The sequence below is a fragment of the Bradyrhizobium centrosematis genome (assembly GCF_045571495.1).
Classification (GTDB): Bacteria; Pseudomonadota; Alphaproteobacteria; order Rhizobiales; family Xanthobacteraceae; genus Bradyrhizobium; species Bradyrhizobium centrosematis.
In genome coordinates this window covers 1,516,168-1,537,308 of the sequence record NZ_CP120703.1, presented here as the reverse complement: position 1 = coordinate 1,537,308, position 21,141 = coordinate 1,516,168, and the positions used below count along the sequence as shown (strand labels likewise).

Sequence of the window (21,141 nt, the reverse complement as noted above, 5' to 3'; positions counted from 1 at the left end):
TCTCCTGATCGCGAACACTGTTCTGTTTGAGCATGATCTTGGCGGAAAGCCGCTTCACACTTTTCCGGATCATGCTCTACGCCGCTGCCCGGCTCAGCTCGGAGGCGCCGGCGGCGCTCGCGGTCTGCTCCTTCAGCGCCGCAATCAGACCGGGACGGTCGAACTTGGCGACATAATCGTGGAAGCCGGCCTGGCGGCCGCGCTCGATCGCCGCCGGCGACACCAGCGCGGACAGGCCGATGATCGGCGTCGCGGCGAGGTTGTTGTCGGCGCGGATAACTTCCGCGAACTCGAACCCGTTCATGTCGGGCATCTCGATGTCGGTCAGGATCACGTCGAAGCTCTGGGCCCGCAGCGCCGCCAGGCCCTCCTGCGCGGTCGGCGCGGTGCGGACGCGGTAGCCGGCGGCCTTGAGCACCGGCGCCAGCATGTTGCGGAAGAACGCACTATCGTCGACCAGGAGCACCGACTGCGCGTGCAGCGACGGCTTCATCTCCTTGCGGGTGAACCAGTCGGAGAACGCCATCGGCAGGAAGTGGCCAACGTCGATCACCTCGGTGGCCTGGCCCTTGATCACGGCCGAGCCGAGAATGCCGCTGGAGGAGCCGCCGACCTCGATGTTGAGCCGTTCCTCGACGATGTCGATGATCTCGTCGACCACGAGGCCCATGGAGCGGCCGTCATCGGCGAACACCAGGATCGGCTGGGCGCCCTGGCTCGCGATGGTGACGCCTTCCATGGCCACCAGCGGCATCAGCTGCTCGCGGTACTGCACCATGTAGCGGCCGTTGCTGAACTCGATCTTGTCGGCGGGGAGCTCTTCCAGGCGCGTGACGAGCCCGAGCGGGACCGCCTTGGGCTGGGACGAGCCGGCGCGGAACACCAGGAGCGAGGTGGTCTGCTCGCCCGAGCCGATGTGATGGGCGCCATTCTCGTCGCCCATGTCATGGGCCGAGGAGCCGGCGGCGCCGAGCGCCTTGGCAATGCCGTTGGGGTCGATGATCATGATGACCGCGCCATCGCCCAGAATGGTGTTGCCGGAGAACATGTCGATGTGACGCAGTTTGGTCGACATCGGCTTCACCACGATCTCTTCCGTGTGGAAGACCCCGTCGACGACGATGCCAAAGGTCTGGCTGCCGACCTGGGTGACCACGATGAAGCCGTTCTCGGGATCGCTAGCCGCGCCGTCGTCGATCTTGAGCAGCTTCTTCAGATGGATCAGCGGCAAGAGCTTGTTGCGTAGGCGCAACACCGCGGTGTCCTTGATGCGCTCGATGCGGTGCTCGGAGTTGGCGCGGGCCCGCACCAGCTCGACCACCGAGAGCTGCGGGATCGCAAAACGGTCGCCGGCGGCCTCGACGATCAGGGCCGAGACGATGGCGAGCGTCAGCGGGATCTTGATGGTGACGGAAGAACCTTCGCCGGCCACGCTCTTGATGTCGATGGTGCCGCCGATCTGGTCGATATTGGTGCGCACCACGTCCATGCCGACGCCGCGGCCCGAGACCGAGGTGATGGCGGCAGCAGTGGAGAAGCCCGGCGCGAAGATGAACTTATGGATCTGGGCTTCGCTCATCTTCTCGAGCTCAGCCTCGGTGACGAGGCCTGACGAGAGCGCCTTGGCCTTGATCTTCTCGGTGTTGAGGCCGCGGCCGTTGTCGGCGATGCAGATGATGATGTGGCCGCCCTCGTGATAGGCGGACAGGCGAATGGTGCCCTGCTCGCCCTTGCCGCTCGCCAAGCGCTCGGCGGGGGTCTCCAGGCCATGATCGGCGGAGTTGCGCACCATGTGGGTGAGCGGGTCCTTGATCAGGTCGAGCACCTGGCGGTCGAGCTCGGTGTCGGCGCCGTGCATCTCCAATTCGATCTGCTTGCCGAGTTCGCTCGAGAGGTCGCGGACGATGCGGGGCAGCTTCTGCCAGGCATTGCCGATCGGCTGCATGCGCGTCTTCATGACGCCTTCCTGCAGCTCGGCGGTGACGTTGGAGAGGCGCTGCAACGGCACCTTGAACTCGGTGTCCTCGTTGCGGCGGGAGATCTCCAGCAGCTGGTTGCGGGTCAAGACCAGCTCGGAGACCATGGTCATCAGGTGCTCCAGCGTATCCACGTTGACGCGGATCGACTGGTTGGCGATGCGGTCGCCCTCGCCGGCGCCCTCGTCGGCCATCGACTTCTTCGGTGCGGCCTTCTCCTTGGCGGCGGGCTTTGCGGCTTCCTTCGCCGCGGGCGCCTCAGCAGCCGGCGCGGGGGCGGCCTTTGCTTCGGCCTTGGCCACAGGCACCGGCGCTTCGATCGCGGTCTCGCGGAAGGCGCGCTCGAGCTCGTCGAGCGAGACCTCGCCCGGACGCAAGGGGCGCTCCAGCGTCTGCTCGATCAGCGAGCCCGTGGTCATCTCCTTGGCGGGTGCAGCGGCGGCCGGGGCTTCCGGCACTAGCGGCGGGGCCTCAGCAACGGGAGCGGCTCCAGCGGCCATTGCCGCCATGCCCTGCTCCACCATCGCTTCCAGCTTGTCGATGAGGTCGCGGTCGTTGCCCTCGGGCTCGGCTTCGGTCGCTTCGAGCCCGGCCAAAATCTCCTTGATGCGGTCGATCGAGGACAGGATCACCGTCACCGCCTGCCCGGTCACCGGCATGCCGTCACGGAACTTGCCCATCAAGGTCTCGCCGGCATGGGCCAGCGCTTCGAGCCGGGGCAGGCCGAGGAAGCCGCAGGTGCCCTTGATGGTGTGAACCAGGCGGAAGATGTTATCGAGAATCTTGGCGTTGTTCGGCTCCTGCTCGAACTTCACCAATTGATTGTCCACGGTGTCCAGGCTCTCGCTGGTCTCCGTCAAAAACTCCCGCAACAGATCATCCATGAAAACAGGCCTTCATACAGGAAGGGCGCGCACGAGGTGCGATGCGCCATTTCGGAATGGGGCCAGCTTCACCGCAAAGCGTTTAATATTGGTTGAGTATGTGCAAAAGAACGGAACCAACAAAGAGATAAGGCGCTCCGGACAAGCCGAAGCGCCTTGTAAAGATTCGCTTAAGAAGCCGAGCGCGACGCGCCGTTTACGAAGCGGTAACGATGATGGCTTCGCCTTCCGGCGCGAGCTTCACGGTGAGCCCGCAGGCCTGCGCCAGCAGCCGCGTATAGTAAGGCTGGATCGCGTGCGCATCTGCGGCTGGTCCCCGCTCGCCGCTCAGCAGCTCGGAGATGTTCTGCGGCAGGCGTGCGTTATGGCCGGTCGCGGTGATGCGGAAGCTCATCGTCTCGCCCTCGCCGATCGGGTCGACCGTCAGCATGCCGCCGCGCGGGATCGTATGCTGGGCGACGACCAGCATGTTGAGGAGCAGCTTGACCCGGTTCTTCGGCAAGAGGAGCCGCGGCAGATTCCAGGTGATCGAGCACTTGCCGTCCTCGATGTGCCCGCGCGCCATGGTCTGGGCATCGCCGAGATCGATCTGCGCACCGGAAGAGCCGGCCGCGCCGAAGGCGAGACGGCAGAACTGGAGCCGGGCGGAAGCCGTCTTGGCACTCTTGCGGATCAGGTCGAGCGCGAACTCGCGGTCTTCGGGCTTGGGATCGTCGTCGAGCACTTCGAGCCCGTTGACGATGGCGCCGACAGGGCTGATGAGATCGTGGCAGACCCGCGAGCACAGCAGCGCGGCGAGTTCGAGCATATCGGGAGCAGTAGTGGTCGCGGGCGACGAGGCGTCAGACATATAAAGGGGTCCTGGAGGGTTCCTGGAATTGCACGGCGCGGGACGCCGCGAATCACGCATGCTTGACGGATGCTGCGGGTTCTAACATTCGCCAGCCCGCTGCAGCTAGCTTGCGATCACGGCACGGCGGTCATAAAGGCCCAATCGAATGAATCGAGGCGAATCAGTCGAGAAGGAACGAATTGCCGATGATTGAGGCATCCAGGTGAAGCGGATCATCGACGCCGCGGCCGCATCCGGGCTGTTGGAGCCATTGACGGTGCTGGTGGTGAAGGCGGGCGAGGCGATCCTTGCCGTCAACCGCGCGGCGATGCGGGTCGACGGCAAGCAGGACGGCTCGCCGGTAACCGAGGCCGACCTCGCCGCCGACCGCATCATCGCCGACGGCCTGGCGCAGCTCGCAGGCGACATCCCGACGCTCTCAGAAGAGCGGACCCAGTTCGCCTCGCCGCCGTTTCAGGGCAGCTTCTTCCTGATCGATCCGCTCGACGGCACCAAGGAGTTCGTCGCCGGCCGCGACGAGTTCACCGTCAATCTCGCCCTCGTGACGTCAGGCGTGCCGCTGCTGGGCATCGTCAGCGCGCCCGCGCTCGGCGTCCTCTGGCGCGGCGTCGTCGGCCACGGCGCCGAGCGCGTGAGGCTCGACGGCGCCAGCATCGGCGCGGCGGAGCCGATCCGCACCCGCAAGCTGCCGGCGCGCGGCGAGCCGTGGGTCGCGGCAGTGAGCCGCTCGCACGGGGATCCCAGGAGCGAGGCCTTTATCGACGGCCGGCCCAATGCGGTGAGGAAGACCTGCGGCTCAGCCGTGAAATTCGGCCGGATCGCCGAGGGCAGCGCCGACATCTACCCCCGCTTCGGCCCCACCTGTGAATGGGACGTCGGAGCCGGCTCTGCGGTCGTGACGGCGGCCGGCGGCCGGGTGACCGACGGCAACGGCGGCGAGCTGCGCTTCGGCGAGCGGCAGGATCGAGGCTTCATCATCCCGGACTTCATTGCCTGGGGCGACCCGCAGGCGGTAGGCTGCTACTGACCGAGCTGTTCCAGGAGGGCCGGCCAGCGCTTGCCCACTTCATGCAGGAACCGCTCGGGATCGGCGGCAAAGGCGTCGCGATTGGCTTCCCGGCTGAACAGATAAAGCCGCTGCGCGACGATCGCGAAGAAATGGGGATTACCGGCGATGGTGACGCCGCGGGCGATGTCGGCGGGATCGTAGCCGCCGAATTGCGGCCCATAGATCTCGGGATGGGCCAGGAAGGAGGCGCGGTTGCCCTCATTGCGAAAGCGCCAGACCGCGCCCCAGAGGTTGGCCTCGAACTCTGCCGTCCCTTGCACGGCCCGGCCATCGACGAAATAGGCGACGGGGTCGAAGCCCTCGATGGCGACGCCGCTGAAGCGGTTGACGACGATGCGCTCGGTGGTGGCCGCCTCGGCCGGTGCCCCAGGACCGACGATCCATATGCCCGACAGCAGGCAGAGGACGAGCCCGATCAAGGCAATTCCGGGGCGCAAAGGGCTATCTTCCTGCCGTTGTGCCGTCATAGTTGCTGCGGATAACATCCGAGTCGAGGGGACATCCGGCGCAACCTAGGGCCGCGCCTGTTGGCGCCAGGTTAAGGAAGCGACCGGTTTCGGTACCAGGGGTTCTTTTATGACTTTCGCATCACGCCTTGCTGCGCTCGCGCTTGCCGCGATGGTGGGCTGGATCGTGCCGGCCTCCGCCCAGCAGGCGCCGCCGCCCAATCTGCCGCCGCCACAGCGGACCCCGACGCCCAACACCTACGGGCCGGACGAGCTCGTCACCGCGGGCCACCGCTTCTTCGGCAACGTCTCGCGCGGGCTCGCCTCGATCATCGAGAAGGCGGTCAGCCAGTGGGGCCTGCCGAACGGCTACATCCTCGGTGAGGAAGGTTCCGGCGCCTTCGTCGCCGGCCTGCGCTATGGCGAGGGCACGCTCTACACCAAGAACGCCGGCGACCTGCGCGTCTACTGGCAGGGCCCCTCCCTCGGCTTCGACTGGGGCGGCGATGGCGCGCGCACCATGACGCTGGTCTACAACCTGCCCGCCACCAACGCGATCTACCAGCGCTTCGCCGGCATCGACGGCTCGGCCTACATCATCGGCGGCTTCGGCATGACGGCGCTCACCGCCAACAACATCGTGCTGGTGCCGATCCGCTCCGGGCTCGGCCTGCGGCTAGGCGCCAATATCGGCTATCTCAAATACACGCCGCGGGCGACCTGGAACCCATTCTAGAGTCCCCTCCTCCCTCCGCCTCACGGATCAAGGTTAACGACAGGGCGGGGCTGGCTTTTTGCCGGCCCGCCATGGCATGGTCGTTGGTAACTTTTTCCTAAGCTTTGGGAGTTCTGGCCCATGGTCGAACCGATCATGTACCTGGCGATCGGTTTCCTGCTTTCGATGCTGTGCGGGCTCGCCATCGTGCCGCTGGTGCATAACCGCGCCGTGCGCCTGACCACGCGCCGGCTCGAAGCCGCAACGCCGCTGTCGATGGCCGAGATCCAGGCCGACAAGGACCAGCTCCGCGCCGAATTCGCCATGTCGGCGCGGCGGCTCGAGATGAGCGTCGAGCAGCTCAAGAACAAAACTACGAGCCAGCTCGCCGAACTCGGCAAAAAGAGCGACGCCATCAACCGCATGAAGATCGAGCTCGGCGAGAAGAACGCCACGATCTTCGCCCTCGAGGCGCGCGAGAAGGCGGTCAAGGAGCAGCTCCGCGCCACCGAGGAAGAATTCAACGCCAAGACCGAAGCCTTGCGCGCGGCCGAGAACGCGCTGACCGACAAGCAGAACGAGCTCGCCAAGATCAACTCCGAACTGTCCGACCGCTCGATGATGGCCGAGAGCCGCCAGGTCGAGCTGATCGCGGTGCGCGCGCAGATCGAAGAGCTGAAGAACCGGGTCGGCGACGCCGAGAAGGAGTTTGCCGCCACCCAAGCGCGGCTGGCGCAGGAGCGCACCGAATCCGAGACCGCCTCGCGCGAGCTCGCCGATGCCCGCGGCCGGGTCGAGAATCTGAGCCAGCGCGTCACCGAGCTCGATCGTCAGCTGATCGTGCAGGTCAAGGAAGCCGAGATGCTGTCGGCCCGCGTCGCCGACCTCGAGGGCCGGCTCGCCACGCAGGGCAAGCTGCTCGCCGAGCGCGACTACGAGAACAACCAGCTCCGTCAGGCCAATGAAGGGGCCGAGCGCACCATCAAGGAGCTGCGCGTCGAGATCGCGGGCCTGAGCGGCGGCAAGTCTTCTGCCGCGATGGAGCAGTTGCGCGCGGAAAAGACCGCGCTGGAGGAGCAGCTGCGCACCGCCCGCGACGAACGCGCAAAACTGCAGCGCGACATCAACGCGATCCAGCAGCAGGCCGAGAGCTCCTGGGCGACCGAGCGCATGGAGAATGCGCTGCTGCGCGAGCGCATCAACGACATCGCCGCGGAAGTCGCCAAGCTCGCGATGCAGCTCGAAGGCCCGAACTCGCCGATCGAGGCGCTGCTCGCGGCCGAGGCCGGCCAGCCGCCGAAGCCGGCGCCGCGCCCGGCCAACGACGCCGCGACCAATGGCACGCCGAACCTGCCCGAAGGGGGTGGGACGCTGGCCGAGCGCATCCGGGCGCTGCAGGCCCACGCCTCCCGCGCCCGCCAGCAGGGCGCATAAGGGTCCCGAAATCGCCTCTCGGCCGCAAATGGCGTGACCGAGGCAAGGTTTTCGGGCTCCCCGGCGCCTGGAAACTTGACACCTCAAGCCCGCACTTCTAAATCGCGGGCTCCAATGCATCGGCCGGCCGAACAGGTCCGGCCGTCTGCATGATGGTCCCGGGCGCATAGCTCAGCGGGAGAGCGTTCCCTTCACACGGGAGAGGTCCAAGGTTCGATCCCTTGTGCGCCCACCACGCTTCGCCAAAAGGCTTCGCGTGGCGCAGCCACGCCCCATGATGGCGAAGCGTGTCCGGCGTAGCTCGAAGAGCGTAGACGGATTGGGGCGTCTTGTTCCCGCTCTTCAAAATGTCGAAAACAACCCCATGCACAGTAGCCGACACCAGTCGGATCAATGGGTTACGGCTTTCCCGAATCCACCTGCTTGCTCCGCCGGGCAAAACAGCGGCAGGATGGCATCATCCCGCGAGCGGCCAGCGTGCGGCTCTAAAGCATGATCCGGACAAAGGGGAAGCCGATTCATCCAGATCCCATCGCGCTTCAATGAGCCATCAGGACGGGCAAATCCGCGTGTTCCATGATATGGCTGGTCGCCCCACCGAATATCATTTGCCGCAGCCGAGTGCGGGTAAAGGCTCCCTTGATCAAGAGGTCGCAGCCTTGAGCTCTGGCCGCATCGAGGACCGCCGCTCCGGTGTCGCGATTCTCCAGTTCAACCCTTGTCGCATGGGCTGCGATGTCATTGTATCTCAGCTGCTGGACGATCTGATCGGCAGATGGTCCTGGTACCGCTTGGCCACCAATAACGGTCAGCACCGATACTCTTTCGGCGGAACGAAGCAAAGGCATGGCGAATGCGTTTGCCCGAGCCTGCTCGGTACTACCATTCCAGTGGATCATCACGTTTGTCGCGATGCGTCTTGGTGCCCTTGGCGGCACCAGTAGAACGGGCTTGCCGCTCTCAAACAGCGCGGATTCAATCGCGCGTCGGTGAGGGCCCGCAGCATCGACGTCAGACCGTGCCATGACAATCAGATCGAAGGCGCGACCATGATTCCCGACAAAATCTTCGCCCTCAGGCGCGGTCTCCAGCCAGCTGAAACATGGTCGACCCAACCCGGCAGTGGATTGGGGAACATCGTGCCTCTGCATGAACGCTTCGAAAAAGTCGCGCATGTTGTTCAATTCGGCTTCGCTCTTTGCTTCATGCGAATCCAAGAGAATGCCGGTCGCCAGTTCCGCGGCTAGATATTGAGGGATGCCGAACCGGAGCGGGAAACCTTCAATATAGGCGCCGGTACGTTGCGCGAGTCGCACGGCGACATCGAGCGTAGATGTCATCATCGGAATATTTTGAAGCGGGACCAAGAGCGTCTTCATTTTGAACCCCGGTGTTTTCGGTGAGCAGTGACGCTGGAGACCTATTTTTCGCTCGGGATGACGCCTACGAGAATTTCCACTTCGCGCCGTTCCGGCTTGTCATCAACAATGCTTGCAGTCATGCGACCTGCTCAAAGCCTCGCATCGATCTCCTGGCGAAGCGCCGCAAAATCGATTGGCTTGGTCAACAGGTCGGCTGCGCCGTTCGCCAGCGCCTTGCGCTTGGTTTCGGCGTCACCATAGGCTGTAATCATGATGACCGGTACATCGGGTCGGGTCGAGCGCACGATAGGCAGCATCTCCAGCCCGCTCATTCCGGGCATGTTGATATCGGACAGGATCAGTATCAGGGTGGCATCCTCGATCTTGGCCGCGCGCTGCAATGCCGCCGGTGCCGACGTTACGAACTCCATGAAAAAACGACCGGCGCGCAGATCGCGCCGAAACTGCTGGCGGAATAGCGCCTCGACATCGGGCTCGTCGTCGACCACCATTATAAAGACGCTCAACGTCTGCCTCCGGTCTGCAACGGTGCCGCCAATGTACGCGGCAGTCTAATGATGAACTCGGTATAATCGCCAGGCTCGGTATCGACCTCGATGCTGCCGCCGTGCTGCTTCACGACTATGTCGTGGCAGATTGAAAGGCCCAGGCCAGTTCCTTCGCCCGCGGGCTTGGTTGTGAAGAAGGGGTTGAATATTTTTCCTCTCACATCGGCCGGGATGCCGGCGCCATTGTCGCGAATCCGGATTTCGACGGCGCCGCCGAGGTTTGTGGTCGTCGCGCGCAGCTTGGGCTCAAAGCCGTCACCGGCGGCGTCCTTTTGTTTGCTAGCCGCGTAGAAGCCATTTGAAACGAGATTGAGGAACACCCGCGTGATTTCCTGCGGATACAGCTCGAGCGCCCCTGCAGACGGATCGAGATTCCTTTCAAGCGTGATATTGAAGCCCGCCTTTTCAGCGCGCGCCCCGTGATAGGCGAGATTGAGACTTTCTTCGACGAGGGCGTTGATATCGGCCGAGCGGCGCTCGCCGGAACCCTCGCGAGAGTGCAGAAGCATATTTTTGACAATGGAATCGGCGCGCCTTCCGTGTTGCACGATCTTTTCCAGATTGCCTTGCAGCATTTCCGTCAGAGCGTCGATCTCCTCCCTTGCTGCCTCGGCAAGTGCGACTGAGCGGAGCTCGGCGCCGAGCTCGTCGATCAGTTCGGAGGAAAGCGCGGCAAAATTATTGATGAAGTTGAGCGGGTTCTTGATCTCATGCGCAATGCCGGCGGTGAGCTGCCCGAGCGAGGCAAGCTTCTCCGTCTGGATCAACCGATCCTGCGCATTTCGCAATTCCTCGAGCGATTGCGACAGTTCCATAGTCCGCTCGCGCAGCTCGTTCAGCAGGCGTGCATTCTCGATCGCAATCACGCCCTGATGTGCGAAATTCGATACGAGTTCGATCTGCTTGTCAGTGAATGGCTTCACTTCCTGGCGGAAAATCGTGATGGCGCCAATCAGCTCGTCTTCCCTGAGCATCGGCACGATGACGAGGGTCCGTGCGCCGGCAAGGTCGGCAAGCGCACGAACGTTCGGGTTACCTTCGACGTAGGGCGGCTGAGTCCTGATATCGTCGATATGAACCGTCTGATGGGTTTTCTCGACGGTGCCGAGCCCGCTCGCCGGATGTGGGCGAATGCTCTGGTATAGCCGGGTATCGACATAAGCTTGAGGCGCGTTGTGAAGCGCGACCGTGCGAAAGCCGCCGTCCTCGTAGAGATTCATGGTGCCGAACCCAGCGCCGCAGATCCGCGTCGCATTCTCCAGCATCTTGGAAAAAACCGGTGTCAAGGCGCCCGACGAAGCGCTTATGATTTCCAGCACCTCCGACGTTGCGGTCTGCCGCTCCAGCGACTCGTTCAATTGCTCGAACAGACGCGCGTTGCCGATGGCGATAACGGCCTGATCCGCAAAGGTCTGCAGCAGGTTGATCTGCTTCTCGCCGAATGGGCGTACCTCCGTACGGCGCAGCACGATCGCCCCCATGCTCTCGCCTTCGCGCAAAAGCGGCACACTCAGAACGGTCCGAACGTTGGAGCGAAGCGCAAAGTCCCGTCCGGTCGGGAAATCGTCCCCTTCTGGCCCGAGCAAGTCGTGCACATGAACGGTGCGGCGGTCGATAATGGCCCGGCCACTCGGCGATTTGACATTGATCGATCGCCGGCTCCACACCACGGGAACTTGTCCATGGTGCGCCTGGGCGACGATCTCGCCGCCATCCCTCAGAACGACCAACGCATCATATGCCTCGCAAAGTCCGCAGGCGCTTTCCACGATGGCCTTGAGCACCGGACCGACCTCAGTCGGCGAGGACGCGATAACGCGCAGGATATTGGCGCTGCCGGTCTGGTACGTCAGCGCCTCCGACAAGTCCCGGGTCCTGGTCTGCAATTGTTCGAAGAGCCGTACATTCTCGATGGCGATCACGGCCTGGTCGGCAAACGTCGCGACGAGTTCGATCTGTTTTTCGGTGAAAGGCTGCACACGCCTGCGAGCGATCACGATCGCGCCGATGGGCTCATTCTCGCGCAGGAGGGGAACACCCAGCGCCGTGCGCTGACCGGCCAGGGTAACGGACTCGCGCAGGCCGTATTCGGGATCGGCCGCGACATCGAGGATTTGCACCGGACGACGCTCGAGCACGGCCCGACCTGTGACCGTGCTCTGTCCGGGGGCAATGGGGTGCTCCCGCAGAAACTCGATGTAGTCCTCGGAGAACCCTACCGCTGCTCCCGCCAGATATTCATCACCCTCGCGGCGCATGATGAATGCCATCTCCGCTTCGCACAGCCGCGCCGCGGAATCGACCAGCGTATTGAGCACGGTCTGCAGATCGAAGGTCGAGCGGCTGATCACCTTCAGCACATCGGCAGTCGCGGTTTGCTGCTGAAGCGATTCGGCGAGATCGCGCGTCTTCGCCTGGACCTCGTCGAACAGCCGGACATTCTCAATCGCGATCACGGCCTGATCGGCGAAAGTAGAGACCAGGTCGATCTGTTTGTCCGTGAACGAGTTCACGATCTTGCGACCCAGGAACAGCACGCCGATCGTTTCCCCGGACCGAAGCAAGGGTACGCCCAGGAGGGTGCGATAACCGCCGGCCCTCTGCTGCTCGGGATAGGCGTATTCGGGATCGACCAGGACATCCTGGATCTGGACGGCTTTGCCGCACAGCAGGACGCGCCCGACGACGCTGCCGCGTCCGGCATTGAGTCGAATGCCAGACGACACCTTGGCCCACTCGGGTGAGAAATTGTACTGAGTTGCATGAGAGTACGTGCCGTCGGTGTCCTGCCGGACGATTGCAGCCATATCGGCACCACACAGCCACGCCGCCGATTCCGTGAGCGTGTCGAGAACCTTTTGCAGATCGAACGTCGACCGGCTGATCACCTTCAGCACATCGGCGGTCGCGGTCTGCTGCTTCAGAGCCTCACTCAAATCGTTGGTGCGTTGCTGAACCTGATTGAACAGCCGCGCATTCTCAATGGCGATAACGGCCTGATCGGCGAAGGTCTGCAGTAGTTGCACATGATGTGGAGCGAAGGTCCCGGGCTCGACCCGCGTTACGCTGATCATGCCGATCACCACGCCGCCGGTCGTGAGCGGAACGAACAACATGCTGCGAAAGCCGCGGGCACGCGCGACAAATTTGATGTCGTTTGTCAGCGCTTCAGTGTCGGGGGTCGGCACCACCTTACCTGCCTGCGCTTGTCCAAAGCTCTCAAAATCCGCGATCGGCCTCGGAAACGTATTCTTCAGAGCCTCATCGGCGGCAGAATTCGTCGGCGTGAATGCAACCAAATGCGCAGTGCCGTCGATGAAACGGAATACAGTCGTCGAAAAGCCGCCGAGCAAGGCATTGGCCCGGTTCGCGATTGCATCGAACACCGGCTTCACCTCTGATGGCGAACTGGCGATGATTTTGAGAATGTCCGCGGTGGCGCTCTCGCGATCTTGTGCGGCGCGCAGTTCGGCCAGGAGCCGCGCGTTCTCTTGCTGCAAATCCGCCACCACGTCCCGATGAAGCGCGGCCATGATGAAAATCCACATCGCCGGCCGATCCGGGCCGACTTAAAATCTGATCAAGAAAGCGTCGGAATTATTCCACCATCAGGTGCTTCCCACCAGATGTATTGTTGGTTGATTTTCAATTGACTACGCGTCAACGCGCCTCCGCGATCCGCCGAAGCGGCGAGTTCCACAATGGCGAATGCAGGCCGCATTTCGTGGCGCATAGGAGCAGGCTTTGAGGAGTAGCGGCGCCCAAGTGCCAACAAGCTCGATGCCCCGTCCTCGAGATGCCGCGGGCAACAACGTGGATCCACTGGACAGCGTCGAAAAATGACGTGAGGGCGCTGTACACTGCGCGTGAAACATCGAGGGAAGCACACATGGCAACCATCTTCATCACCGGCAGCACCGACGGCCTCGGGCGCGCGGCGGCGCAATCGCTGCTCGATCAAGGACACCGTGTGGTGCTGCACGCGCGCTCGGCCGAACGCGTCGACGCCCTTGGCGAGCTGAAGTCGCGCGCCGCGGGGATCGTGATCGGCGATCTCAGAAGCGCAGCAGAGACGAGGGATATCGCCGATCAAGTCAACGCGATCGGGCGGATGGATGCGATCATTCACAATGCCGGCGTCTACACACGGCCCGGCCGTGGCGCGACGCCGGAAGGACATGCCGAAACGCTCGCCATCAACACGCTCGCGCCGTACATGCTGACGGCGCTGATCCAGCGGCCGGGCCGGCTGGTGTATCTCAGCAGCGGATTGCATCGCGGCGGAGAGGGCTCGCTCGACGATCTCGATTGGACGAAGCGGACCTGGAATTCGGCCCAGGCCTACGCCGAGAGCAAGCTGCATGTCGTCGCGCTGGCCTTCGCGCTGGCGCGGCGCTGGCCCAAGGTGCTGAGCAACGCCGTCGATCCCGGATGGGTCCGGACCAGGATGGGCGGCTCCAGCGCTCCGGTCGATATCGACACTGGACAACGGACCCAAACCTGGCTGGCCGTCAGCAATGATCCCGCTGCGCTGGTGAGCGGACGCTACTGGCATCATCTCGAGCAACAGCAGCCGGCCAGCGAAGCGACCGATCCAAAATTTCAGGACGCGCTCATCGCCGAATTGAGCAAGCTGACGGGAGTTGAGCTGCCGGCGGTGTAACGCGCGATCAGGGAGCAAACCTCACGCGGCCCGCTCCGGCCGCCACGCCGTGTAGAGACCGACGAGAGTCCCGATCGCGGCCAGCGCGGCTGCCAGCAGCACCTGCAATTCGCCGTCGTCGGCGGGCCCGACGGACAACACGAGCCTGGTCACGATGACGAACAGAATGCCGACGGCGGCTGCGGCACCTGCGCAGAGATAGGCAAGCTCTCGCGTCAGGCTGCGGCCGAGGAGTCCGAGCGCCGTGAAATACATCGCGCAGGCGTTGGGATGCACGAACAAGGCGATGCGCGCGTAAGCGCCGTAGGCGTCGAACAAGGACTCACATCGCCTCAGTGCCGCCCTCGAGGCCACCCGCTGCAGAAACGGTCTGAAGAAACGAGCCTGCCCGTAGCTCAAGACGGCGCCCATGATGATGGCGAGCCACGACACGACAAAGACGGAAGCATCCGCGGATTTGGGGCTGAGCGCCACGGACATCAGGATGAGGGCCGTTCCGGGAAAATAGCCGAAATACGGGAACACCGACTCCAGCAGCACGCAGACGAACATGAAGGCCGGAAACCACCAGGAAGCGGTCGCCTCCTGGACAATGGCGTTCAAATCGAACAGGCTCGTCCTGTACAGAACGAGATACATGCACATCGCAAGTGCAGCCAGCGCGTAGAACGGCAACGCCCCCGACAGAAATCGCTTCATTCGATCATCGCGCTTTATTTTGCGGAGACGACGGCCTCGCGCTGTTCCGGATCATGCTTAGGCGATCGACAGGATCTCGATCTCCTGCGCGCCTGATCCTGCGACATCGCCGACCGATTTGCCCATCAGCGACCGTGCCACCGGCGAGACGAAGGAGATCGTCCCCGCCTTCGGATCGGCTTCGTCCTCGCCGACGATGCGGTAGGTTTGCACGCGGCCATCGGCGCGGCTGAAGGTCACCGTGCTGCCGAAGGCGACGACATCGGTCGCGACAGGATCGGGCACGAGCTGAGCGGTGCGCAAGCGTTCCGTCAGATAGCGGGCGTCGCGCAGGGGCACGGCGGATTGCCGGCGCTTCTCGTTGACGTCCTCGATGGCTTGCGCGGCTTCATAGGCTTCACGGGCCTCCTGCAGCTGCGTCTGCAACGCCTTGAGGCCGGTTTCGGTCACGAGGTTGGGATGCGGCGAGATCGAGCGGTCCGGCAACAGCGTCTCGGACGCGGTTTCGGCGCTTTCTTCCTTGGTAAAGGCGACGCTCAATTCAAGAATCCTGTCGAACTGTTCGGGGGCGGCGCCAGGGCGCCGGTTTTGCCGGATTATATCTTAAGTTCGACGAAACGACGGAGCTTGAAGACGATATCCGGCACGGCCTGGCGGAACCGCGTCGCATTCTGGAAATTGGTCGAGAACGGCGCGAAGGTGATCATCGCGTTCCAATGCCGGTAACCATAGACCGTTACCGAGGCGCCGCTCGCCGGAAAATCCTCCAGCTTGCGCAATTCGCCGAGCACGAGATCGGCGATCGCTTCAGCCGGCAGCAGCTGCCTGCCATTCCGCGTGGTGACGATTTTTGCAGGCTGCTCGATCGGCTCCACGCTCGCCGGCGCCGCGTCCGGCACGTCCGCTTGCGAGGGCGGCTCGGCGGCCGGCGCCGCATCTACCTCCGCTCCGTTCGACGGCGCTGTCGGCGGACCCTCGGTGAACGGCGGCGGTGCAACACTGTCTGCGCGCTTGTTGCCTCCGAGGATGCTGCTGATCATGGCCACGAGGCCAGCATCCTTCACGTCGTCACTCATCATTCCTCCCGGCCCAGGGCATTTTCCGTTCTGATCGAATCAGAACCGAAGCTCTGGATTCTTTTTCTGACGCGTTTTCTTCACGCGAGAAGGTGACCACTTCGCTCGAAAACAATCTAGTCTAGCATTGCGCTAGCAGACCGCCACCGGGGATGTGTGGCGGGAGCCCGCCCGGTGGAGGCGGTTCGTCGCAGGCCGTTCGTAAGGACCCGTTGTTCGAAAGCACCGGCGGCGCGAAGCCGAACACCCGACGCGACCGCGCCATCCGTCACTGCTTCTCGAACGGAATATATTGCTGGTATCGCCTGGGGACCGAGCTGCGATAACGGGCGGGCACGGTGCCGGTGTCGATGGCGTGATCGATTTCCTGCCGCCGCGTCATCTTCTTTTTCGGCGGCTTCTTCGACGCGCTCTTCCTGGAGTCGGTCGGCTGGCTCGAGCTCTCGGTGGTGGCGGCCGGCGCCGCCGTCGCCGCCGGCGCAGTGGATGTCGCCGCAGGCGCCGCGGTTCCGCCGGCAGCCGGCGCGGTCTGGGCCAGCGCAAGCGGTGTTTGCAAAATGAGCGCCAGCGCCGCCGTCGCGGCCAGCAAATATGACTTTTGCATCAGAATCTCCAAAATTGCCTGATCCGAACGAGGCCGAAACCTAGGCCTGCGCCATCGAGGCGGGCAAGTCCGTCAACATTGGGTCCGACCCCACACGAGAACTGTGGCCGAGATCACATTGCCCGGCGCCGGCGTTGCGATGGACCTCGCCTCGAACGCATTCGGCGTCGCGGAGACTAACACAATATGACCGTGCGTCAGACAAGCCACGGGAACGCCGCCGAGGCGCGGCCGTTCCCACCTTCGAAGGAGACTGAAATGCGTCGCACCATCCTCACGTTTGCATCGTTCGCGACCTTGATCGCCGTGTCGTTGTCGGCGGTCCCGGCCCAGGCCCAGGCCGGAAACGACCGGTACTGCCTGCAAGGCCGCATCTGGGGCTATCCCGGCAACTGCCAGTTCGCCAGCTATCAGCAATGTGTCGCCACGGCCTCGGGAACGTCGGCCTATTGCGGCATCAACCCGCGCTACGCCTACTCGCAGCCCTACTACCGCTGACAACATTGTGGCGTGCGCAACGGTCGCGCACGCCGCGCGGCTCTCAAACGCGACGAGATTTGGCTCAACGTCATCGCGCTTTGGGTTGTTGTTTGCGCATGATCTGTCCGGGAAACCGCTTCGGGCTTTTCCGGATCATGCGTCAGGCGCGAGCTCCGAGGCCGATCTCCTCCAGCCGCAACGCGAACCAGCGCGACAGCGCTTGGTCGACGGCGCCGCTGACATAGACCTCCGACATCGTCACCCGATCCTTGTCCAGCACCAGCAGCACGCCGATCCAGTAGGGAAACCAGACATGGACATCGGTCAGCGCCCGCAGCTTGTGCTGATCGTGCTCCAGCGGCGTGTGATTGCTCGCCTTGCGGATCTCCACGCTAAGCAGATTGTTCGGGATCTCACGCTGATGCACCACGACATCGGGATAGATCGACTTGCCGAGATGGTCGTCGGTCGAGATGATGGTGCCGTGCGGCAGATGTAGCGTGCGCTCGCCGAGCCGGTCGTAATTGCAGTCGACCGACCAGCCGGAGAACTGCTTCTCCAGATACACGGCGAAGCGGTGGGTGACCGCGCGCTCGCCGATGTCCTTCTCGAACAGGAAGCCTTCGTGGGCGTAGAAGTCCCGCAGCGCAGCGATCACCTTGTTCAGCTCGGTCTGCATCGTGCCTCCGCGGCGGCCACGCGCACTCATTTGCGCCGCTATCAGACCCTCATGGTGAGGAGCGCGGAACGCGCGTCTCGAACCATGAAGGCCCGTATCCCACTTGCAAGCATCCTTCGAGACGCCCACTCACGCGGGCTCCTCAGGATGAGGACTGAACTCGCGGCGCGACCGGCCAGACCTACATCTGGACTTCGATCAGCCGCGGCCCGGGCTCGGCGACGGCTTCGGCCAGCGCCTTGTTGAACTCGTCGGCATTGGTGACGGCGCGACCGGGCACTCCCATGCCCTTGGCCAGCGCCACGAAATCCAGTGTCGGCCGGTCGAGCCGGAGCATGTCGTTGGCGCGCTGGCCGGGCTCGCCGGCACCGACATTGTCGAACTCGCCGCGCAGGATCTGGTAGATGCGGTTGGCGAACACGATGGTGACGATGTCGAGGTTCTCTCGCGCCTGCGTCCACAGCGACTGGATCGTGTACATTGCGCTGCCATCGCCGACCATGGTGATCACCTTGCGGTCGGGGCAGGCGATCGCCGCGCCGATCGACAGCGGCGTCGAGAAGCCGATCGAGCCGCCCATGTTCTGCAACCAGTCGTGCGGCGCGGCGGCGGCGGTCGGCGGGAAGAAGGCCCGGCCGGTGGTCAGCGATTCGTCGACCAGGATCGCATTCTCGGGGATCGCATAGGCGATCGACTGCGCGATCGAGGCGTGGGTCAGTGCGCCGGTCGGCTTCACCAGCTCCTGCAAGGCCTGCGGCTTGACATCCTTGGCGCTGGCCTTCACCGCGCCGGCGAGCGCTTCGAGCGCTGCGACCGAATTCTCGCCCCAGGAGGTCATGCGATGCACCTCGCAGCCTTGCGGCTTGAGCATGCTCGGCTTGTTCGGATAGGCGAAGAACGCCACGGGATCGTCGGCCTCGACCAGCACGATGTGACGGAATTTTGCCAGCATCGGCAGCGCCTGCTCGATGACGTAGTGGATGCGGTCGATCGAATAGCGGCCGCGGCCGCGCGCCATCTTGGGACGGAAGGTCGGACCCATCACGGTGCAGCCGGTCCTGTTCGCGATGCGCTCGGCAAGCGCCAGGCCCTGCTCGCTCAGCGCACTGCCGGTCATCAGGAGCAGCGTGCCCTCGCCGTCGCCGTGCAGGATCTTCGCGGCCTGCTCCACCGCCTGCGGCGAATAGCTCGCGCGCTGCTGCTCGGCCGGAACCTCGGCGATGCCGTCGGCCTCGTTCCAGGCGGTGTCGGCCGGCAGGATCAGGGTCGCGATCTGCGGCGGCGCGCTTTTCGCGGCGGCGATGGCCGCGGCGCCGTCGGCGGCGACCGATTTGGCATCCGGCGAGGTGCGGACCCAGGACGACATCGGCCGGGCCAGGCCCTCGATGTCGGAGGTCAGCGGCGCGTTGTAGCCGATGTGGTAGACGGCATGCTGGCCGACGATGTTGACGATGCCGGAATTGGCCTTCTTGGCGTTGTGCAGATTGGCAAGGCCGTTGGCGAGACCGGGGCCGAGATGCAGCAGGGTCGAGGCCGGCGTGCCCTTCATGCGGAAATAGCCGTCCGCGGCACCGGTCACCACGCCCTCGAACAGGCCGAGCACGCAGCGCATGCCGGGCACGCGGTCGAGCGCTGCGACAAAATGCATCTCGGAGGTGCCTGGGTTGGTGAAGCAGACATCCACCCCACCCTTGACCATCGTCCGCACCAGGCTTTCCGCACCGTTCATCCCAAGCTCCCGCAACCGGCCATGTCCAGATATCCGTTCGAGCAATCATTGTTCGCGCGTTGCGTCAAAGCAATAGCCGCCATCGCGGCCCTGCCCCGCGCCACGATGCGCCGGCTCGGCTAATGCCCCGTTCCGGTAGAATCGGAACGGGGCATTAGATTCTTGTTTTGACGCGTTTTCGTTACGCGAACCGGTATCCACTTCGCTTGAAAACGCTCTGGTGCTTTTCGGCACGCCGGCATGGTTGCCGATTTGATAACGCCGGTCCTGGAACGATGCCCTCACGGGGCCGTGGCTTGCGGAAAGCCGGCAAATATGGCCTGTGGCCTTTGTTGAATCTTTTTTTGCTGGGGGAGACAATGATTCGGTTTTTTGCCGCGCCGATTGCCGCCATTGCACTGCTGTCGGCTGCGGCGGGCGGCGCGCTCGCCGAGGAGTACGACTCACGCGACATCATGGGCGGCGGCCCGAACTTCTTCCGCGGCGGCGCCAGCCCGATCCCCCGCACCACCGTCATCTATAACGGCAACTACGCCCCCGGCACGATCGTGGTGAACACCAGCGAGCGGCGGCTGTATCTCGTCCTGCAGAACGGCCAGGCGCTGCGCTACGGCATCGGGGTCGGCCGCGACGGCTTCCGCTGGGGCGGGGTCCACAAGATCACCGCCAAGAAGGAATGGCCGGACTGGACACCACCCTCGCAGATGCTGGCCCGCCGGCCCGACCTGCCGCGCCACATGAAGGGCGGCATCGAGAACCCGCTCGGCGCACGCGCGATGTATCTGGGCTCGACGCTCTACCGCATCCACGGCTCCAACGAGCCGGAGACGATCGGCCAGGCCGTGTCCTCGGGCTGCTTCCGCATGACCAATGACGACGTCACCGACCTCTACAGCCGCGTCTCGGTCGGTACCACCGTGGTGGTGCTCAACAACTAGCGCGCCGTTACCTCCTCGCAGGAGGTGCGCGTCCTCTCCCGCTCGCTTGCGGGAGAGGTCAAGAACAGCCGGAACCCGCCGAACGCGTGAATTTGCCGACTTGTGCGCGGGACGCGAATACGGCAGCGTCGCACGACGATGAGCGCATTGAACCCGTCCCCGGCTGTCCTTCGCTGCGCCCTGCTGGCGCTCGCGGCGCTCACATGCGCGCTCGACCTCGCGCCCCCCGCCGCCGCGGGCGAACTGCCCGCGATCTCCTCGCGCCAGCGCTCCGAGAAAAAGAGCTTTACCGACGGCGAGATCGTCGACGGCTTCCTGAAGACGGCGTTCGGGGCCGAATATCACCTCGCCGGCCGGGTCGACCGCATCCGCAAGTTCGACGGTCCGGTGCGCGTATACGCCGAGAGCGACCGCGCCGATCGCAAGGCACAGCTTGCAAAAGTCGTGGCCGACATCGGCAGGCGCGTGCAGCACCTCGACATCGCCATGATCGAAACCAGCGAAGCGGCGAACGTGCGGGTGAAGCTGGTGCGCGACCGCGACCTGTTCCGCACCATCTCGAGCTTCTACGGCGCGGAGAAGGCGCGCGAGATCCGCTCCTCGCTCGACCCGCAATGCCTGTCCGGCTTCCGCAAGAACGACAATTTCGAGATCGAGCATTCCGACGTCATCCTCACCGTCGACAACGGCGATTTCGTCTTTCTCGACTGCGCCTATGAGGAATTGCTGCAATCGCTCGGGCCCATCAACGACACCACAAGCGTGCCCTGGACCATGTTCAACGACAACGTCTCGATGGGCTATTTCGACGTCTACGACCAGTACATCCTCAATCTGCTGTACGATCCCCGCATCAAGGCGGGCATGACGGTCGCCGAGGTCAAGGCGGTGCTGCCCGCCGTGCTCACCGACGTGCGCGCCTGGGTGAAGCGCGTGAACGATCTAAAGGAGTGAGGTGATCTTACC

The 21,141-nt window shown here is 63.9% G+C and carries 19 protein-coding genes and 1 tRNA gene; 8 read left to right on the top strand and 12 right to left on the bottom strand.

What is annotated here, in order from left to right; genetic code table 11:
* Window positions 1–76 precede the first annotated feature (76 nt).
* Window positions 77–2,860: a chemotaxis protein CheW gene (locus P6U31_RS07340; RefSeq protein ID WP_407187558.1), complete on the bottom strand. Its 2,784-nt coding sequence runs from the start codon at window positions 2,858–2,860 to the stop codon at window positions 77–79.
* Window positions 2,861–3,056: 196 nt separating this feature from the next.
* Window positions 3,057–3,710: a histidine phosphotransferase ChpT gene (gene chpT, locus P6U31_RS07335; RefSeq protein WP_407187557.1), complete on the bottom strand. Its 654-nt coding sequence runs from the start codon at window positions 3,708–3,710 to the stop codon at window positions 3,057–3,059.
* A 199-nt stretch (window positions 3,711–3,909) separates the two neighbouring features.
* Here chpT and cysQ point away from each other — a divergent pair, with 199 nt between their 5' ends.
* A complete protein-coding gene (gene cysQ / locus P6U31_RS07330; RefSeq protein WP_407189780.1) occupies window positions 3,910–4,740 on the top strand; it encodes a 3'(2'),5'-bisphosphate nucleotidase CysQ in 831 nt (276 codons plus the stop codon).
* Here the strand turns inward: cysQ and P6U31_RS07325 are convergent.
* Window positions 4,734–5,219, bottom strand: a complete 486-nt coding sequence (locus P6U31_RS07325) for a YHS domain-containing (seleno)protein (protein ID WP_407187556.1) — start codon at window positions 5,217–5,219, stop codon at window positions 4,734–4,736. The two genes, cysQ and P6U31_RS07325, sit on opposite strands and share 7 nt — an antisense overlap.
* Window positions 5,220–5,358: 139 nt before the next feature.
* On the opposite strand from P6U31_RS07325, the gene P6U31_RS07320 reads away from it, so the two are divergent.
* The 3 genes from P6U31_RS07320 (at window position 5,359) to P6U31_RS07310 (ending at window position 7,612) form a co-directional block, all read left to right on the top strand.
* Window positions 5,359–5,964, top strand: coding sequence for a DUF1134 domain-containing protein (locus tag P6U31_RS07320; RefSeq protein ID WP_407187555.1), 606 nt, complete (start codon window positions 5,359–5,361; stop codon window positions 5,962–5,964).
* A 120-nt stretch (window positions 5,965–6,084) separates the two neighbouring features.
* A complete protein-coding gene (locus tag P6U31_RS07315) occupies window positions 6,085–7,377 on the top strand; it encodes a hypothetical protein (protein WP_407187554.1) in 1,293 nt (430 codons plus the stop codon).
* Window positions 7,378–7,537: 160 nt separating this feature from the next.
* Window positions 7,538–7,612 (top strand) — tRNA-Val (locus P6U31_RS07310).
* 304 nt (window positions 7,613–7,916) lie between these two features.
* On the opposite strand, the gene P6U31_RS07305 is transcribed toward P6U31_RS07310, so the two are convergent.
* The 3 genes from P6U31_RS07305 to P6U31_RS07295 all read right to left on the bottom strand — a co-directional run bounded on the left by P6U31_RS07305 (window position 7,917) and on the right by P6U31_RS07295 (window position 12,855).
* On the bottom strand, window positions 7,917–8,756 hold the full coding sequence (locus P6U31_RS07305) for a universal stress protein (RefSeq protein WP_407187553.1): 840 nt from the start codon (window positions 8,754–8,756) through the stop codon (window positions 7,917–7,919).
* Window positions 8,757–8,887: 131 nt separating this feature from the next.
* Window positions 8,888–9,265: a response regulator gene (locus P6U31_RS07300; RefSeq protein WP_407187552.1), complete on the bottom strand. Its 378-nt coding sequence runs from the start codon at window positions 9,263–9,265 to the stop codon at window positions 8,888–8,890.
* Window positions 9,262–12,855, bottom strand: coding sequence for a GAF domain-containing protein (locus P6U31_RS07295; RefSeq protein WP_407187551.1), 3,594 nt, complete (start codon window positions 12,853–12,855; stop codon window positions 9,262–9,264). The genes P6U31_RS07300 and P6U31_RS07295 overlap by 4 nt, the downstream gene beginning before the upstream one ends.
* A 341-nt stretch (window positions 12,856–13,196) precedes the next feature.
* Between P6U31_RS07295 and P6U31_RS07290 the strand changes: the two genes are divergently transcribed.
* Window positions 13,197–13,970, top strand: coding sequence for an SDR family NAD(P)-dependent oxidoreductase (locus P6U31_RS07290; RefSeq protein WP_407187550.1), 774 nt, complete (start codon window positions 13,197–13,199; stop codon window positions 13,968–13,970).
* Window positions 13,971–13,991: 21 nt separating this feature from the next.
* Here P6U31_RS07290 and P6U31_RS07285 read toward each other — a convergent pair whose 3' ends face one another.
* From P6U31_RS07285 to P6U31_RS07270, 4 genes are all read right to left on the bottom strand, one after another.
* Window positions 13,992–14,669: a hypothetical protein gene (locus P6U31_RS07285; protein ID WP_407187549.1), complete on the bottom strand. Its 678-nt coding sequence runs from the start codon at window positions 14,667–14,669 to the stop codon at window positions 13,992–13,994.
* A 57-nt stretch (window positions 14,670–14,726) separates the two neighbouring features.
* Complete coding sequence (gene greA / locus P6U31_RS07280; protein ID WP_407187548.1) at window positions 14,727–15,209, bottom strand: transcription elongation factor GreA; 483 nt, start codon at window positions 15,207–15,209, stop codon at window positions 14,727–14,729.
* Between the two features lie 56 nt (window positions 15,210–15,265).
* Window positions 15,266–15,745: a hypothetical protein gene (locus P6U31_RS07275; protein WP_407187547.1), complete on the bottom strand. Its 480-nt coding sequence runs from the start codon at window positions 15,743–15,745 to the stop codon at window positions 15,266–15,268.
* Between the two features lie 268 nt (window positions 15,746–16,013).
* Window positions 16,014–16,349, bottom strand: a complete 336-nt coding sequence (locus P6U31_RS07270; RefSeq protein ID WP_407187546.1) for a hypothetical protein — start codon at window positions 16,347–16,349, stop codon at window positions 16,014–16,016.
* A gap of 258 nt (window positions 16,350–16,607) precedes the next feature.
* Here P6U31_RS07270 and P6U31_RS07265 point away from each other — a divergent pair, with 258 nt between their 5' ends.
* The gene (locus P6U31_RS07265; RefSeq protein ID WP_407187545.1) at window positions 16,608–16,847 is read left to right on the top strand and encodes a DUF3551 domain-containing protein; all 240 of its coding nucleotides are present in this window, start codon (window positions 16,608–16,610) and stop codon (window positions 16,845–16,847) included.
* Window positions 16,848–16,989: 142 nt separating this feature from the next.
* Here P6U31_RS07265 and P6U31_RS07260 read toward each other — a convergent pair whose 3' ends face one another.
* A complete protein-coding gene (locus P6U31_RS07260) occupies window positions 16,990–17,508 on the bottom strand; it encodes a hypothetical protein (protein ID WP_407187544.1) in 519 nt (172 codons plus the stop codon).
* 181 nt (window positions 17,509–17,689) lie between these two features.
* Window positions 17,690–19,237: an acetolactate synthase large subunit gene (locus tag P6U31_RS07255; RefSeq protein ID WP_407187543.1), complete on the bottom strand. Its 1,548-nt coding sequence runs from the start codon at window positions 19,235–19,237 to the stop codon at window positions 17,690–17,692.
* A 359-nt stretch (window positions 19,238–19,596) separates the two neighbouring features.
* On the opposite strand from P6U31_RS07255, the gene P6U31_RS07250 reads away from it, so the two are divergent.
* Both P6U31_RS07250 and P6U31_RS07245 read left to right on the top strand, forming a co-directional pair.
* Window positions 19,597–20,175, top strand: coding sequence for a L,D-transpeptidase (locus P6U31_RS07250; RefSeq protein WP_407187542.1), 579 nt, complete (start codon window positions 19,597–19,599; stop codon window positions 20,173–20,175).
* Between the two features lie 138 nt (window positions 20,176–20,313).
* Window positions 20,314–21,129, top strand: a complete 816-nt coding sequence (locus tag P6U31_RS07245) for a DUF2927 domain-containing protein (RefSeq protein ID WP_407187541.1) — start codon at window positions 20,314–20,316, stop codon at window positions 21,127–21,129.
* Window positions 21,130–21,141 lie beyond the last annotated feature (12 nt).

What these genes read in the sequence shown, in the direction of transcription:
- P6U31_RS07340 (WP_407187558.1), bottom strand. Translation starts at nt 2,860, where the DNA reads ATGGATGATCTGTTGCGGGAGTTTTTGACGGAGACCAGCGAGAGCCTG.
- chpT (WP_407187557.1), bottom strand. Translation starts at nt 3,710, where the DNA reads ATGTCTGACGCCTCGTCGCCCGCGACCACTACTGCTCCCGATATGCTC.
- P6U31_RS07320 (WP_407187555.1), top strand. Translation starts at nt 5,359, where the DNA reads ATGACTTTCGCATCACGCCTTGCTGCGCTCGCGCTTGCCGCGATGGTG.
- P6U31_RS07315 (WP_407187554.1), top strand. Translation starts at nt 6,085, where the DNA reads ATGGTCGAACCGATCATGTACCTGGCGATCGGTTTCCTGCTTTCGATG.
- P6U31_RS07305 (WP_407187553.1), bottom strand. Translation starts at nt 8,756, where the DNA reads ATGAAGACGCTCTTGGTCCCGCTTCAAAATATTCCGATGATGACATCT.
- P6U31_RS07295 (WP_407187551.1), bottom strand. Translation starts at nt 12,855, where the DNA reads ATGTGGATTTTCATCATGGCCGCGCTTCATCGGGACGTGGTGGCGGAT.
- P6U31_RS07290 (WP_407187550.1), top strand. Translation starts at nt 13,197, where the DNA reads ATGGCAACCATCTTCATCACCGGCAGCACCGACGGCCTCGGGCGCGCG.
- P6U31_RS07285 (WP_407187549.1), bottom strand. Translation starts at nt 14,669, where the DNA reads ATGAAGCGATTTCTGTCGGGGGCGTTGCCGTTCTACGCGCTGGCTGCA.
- P6U31_RS07275 (WP_407187547.1), bottom strand. Translation starts at nt 15,745, where the DNA reads ATGAGTGACGACGTGAAGGATGCTGGCCTCGTGGCCATGATCAGCAGC.
- P6U31_RS07270 (WP_407187546.1), bottom strand. Translation starts at nt 16,349, where the DNA reads ATGCAAAAGTCATATTTGCTGGCCGCGACGGCGGCGCTGGCGCTCATT.
- P6U31_RS07265 (WP_407187545.1), top strand. Translation starts at nt 16,608, where the DNA reads ATGCGTCGCACCATCCTCACGTTTGCATCGTTCGCGACCTTGATCGCC.
- P6U31_RS07260 (WP_407187544.1), bottom strand. Translation starts at nt 17,508, where the DNA reads ATGCAGACCGAGCTGAACAAGGTGATCGCTGCGCTGCGGGACTTCTAC.
- P6U31_RS07255 (WP_407187543.1), bottom strand. Translation starts at nt 19,237, where the DNA reads ATGAACGGTGCGGAAAGCCTGGTGCGGACGATGGTCAAGGGTGGGGTG.
- P6U31_RS07250 (WP_407187542.1), top strand. Translation starts at nt 19,597, where the DNA reads ATGATTCGGTTTTTTGCCGCGCCGATTGCCGCCATTGCACTGCTGTCG.
- P6U31_RS07245 (WP_407187541.1), top strand. Translation starts at nt 20,314, where the DNA reads ATGAGCGCATTGAACCCGTCCCCGGCTGTCCTTCGCTGCGCCCTGCTG.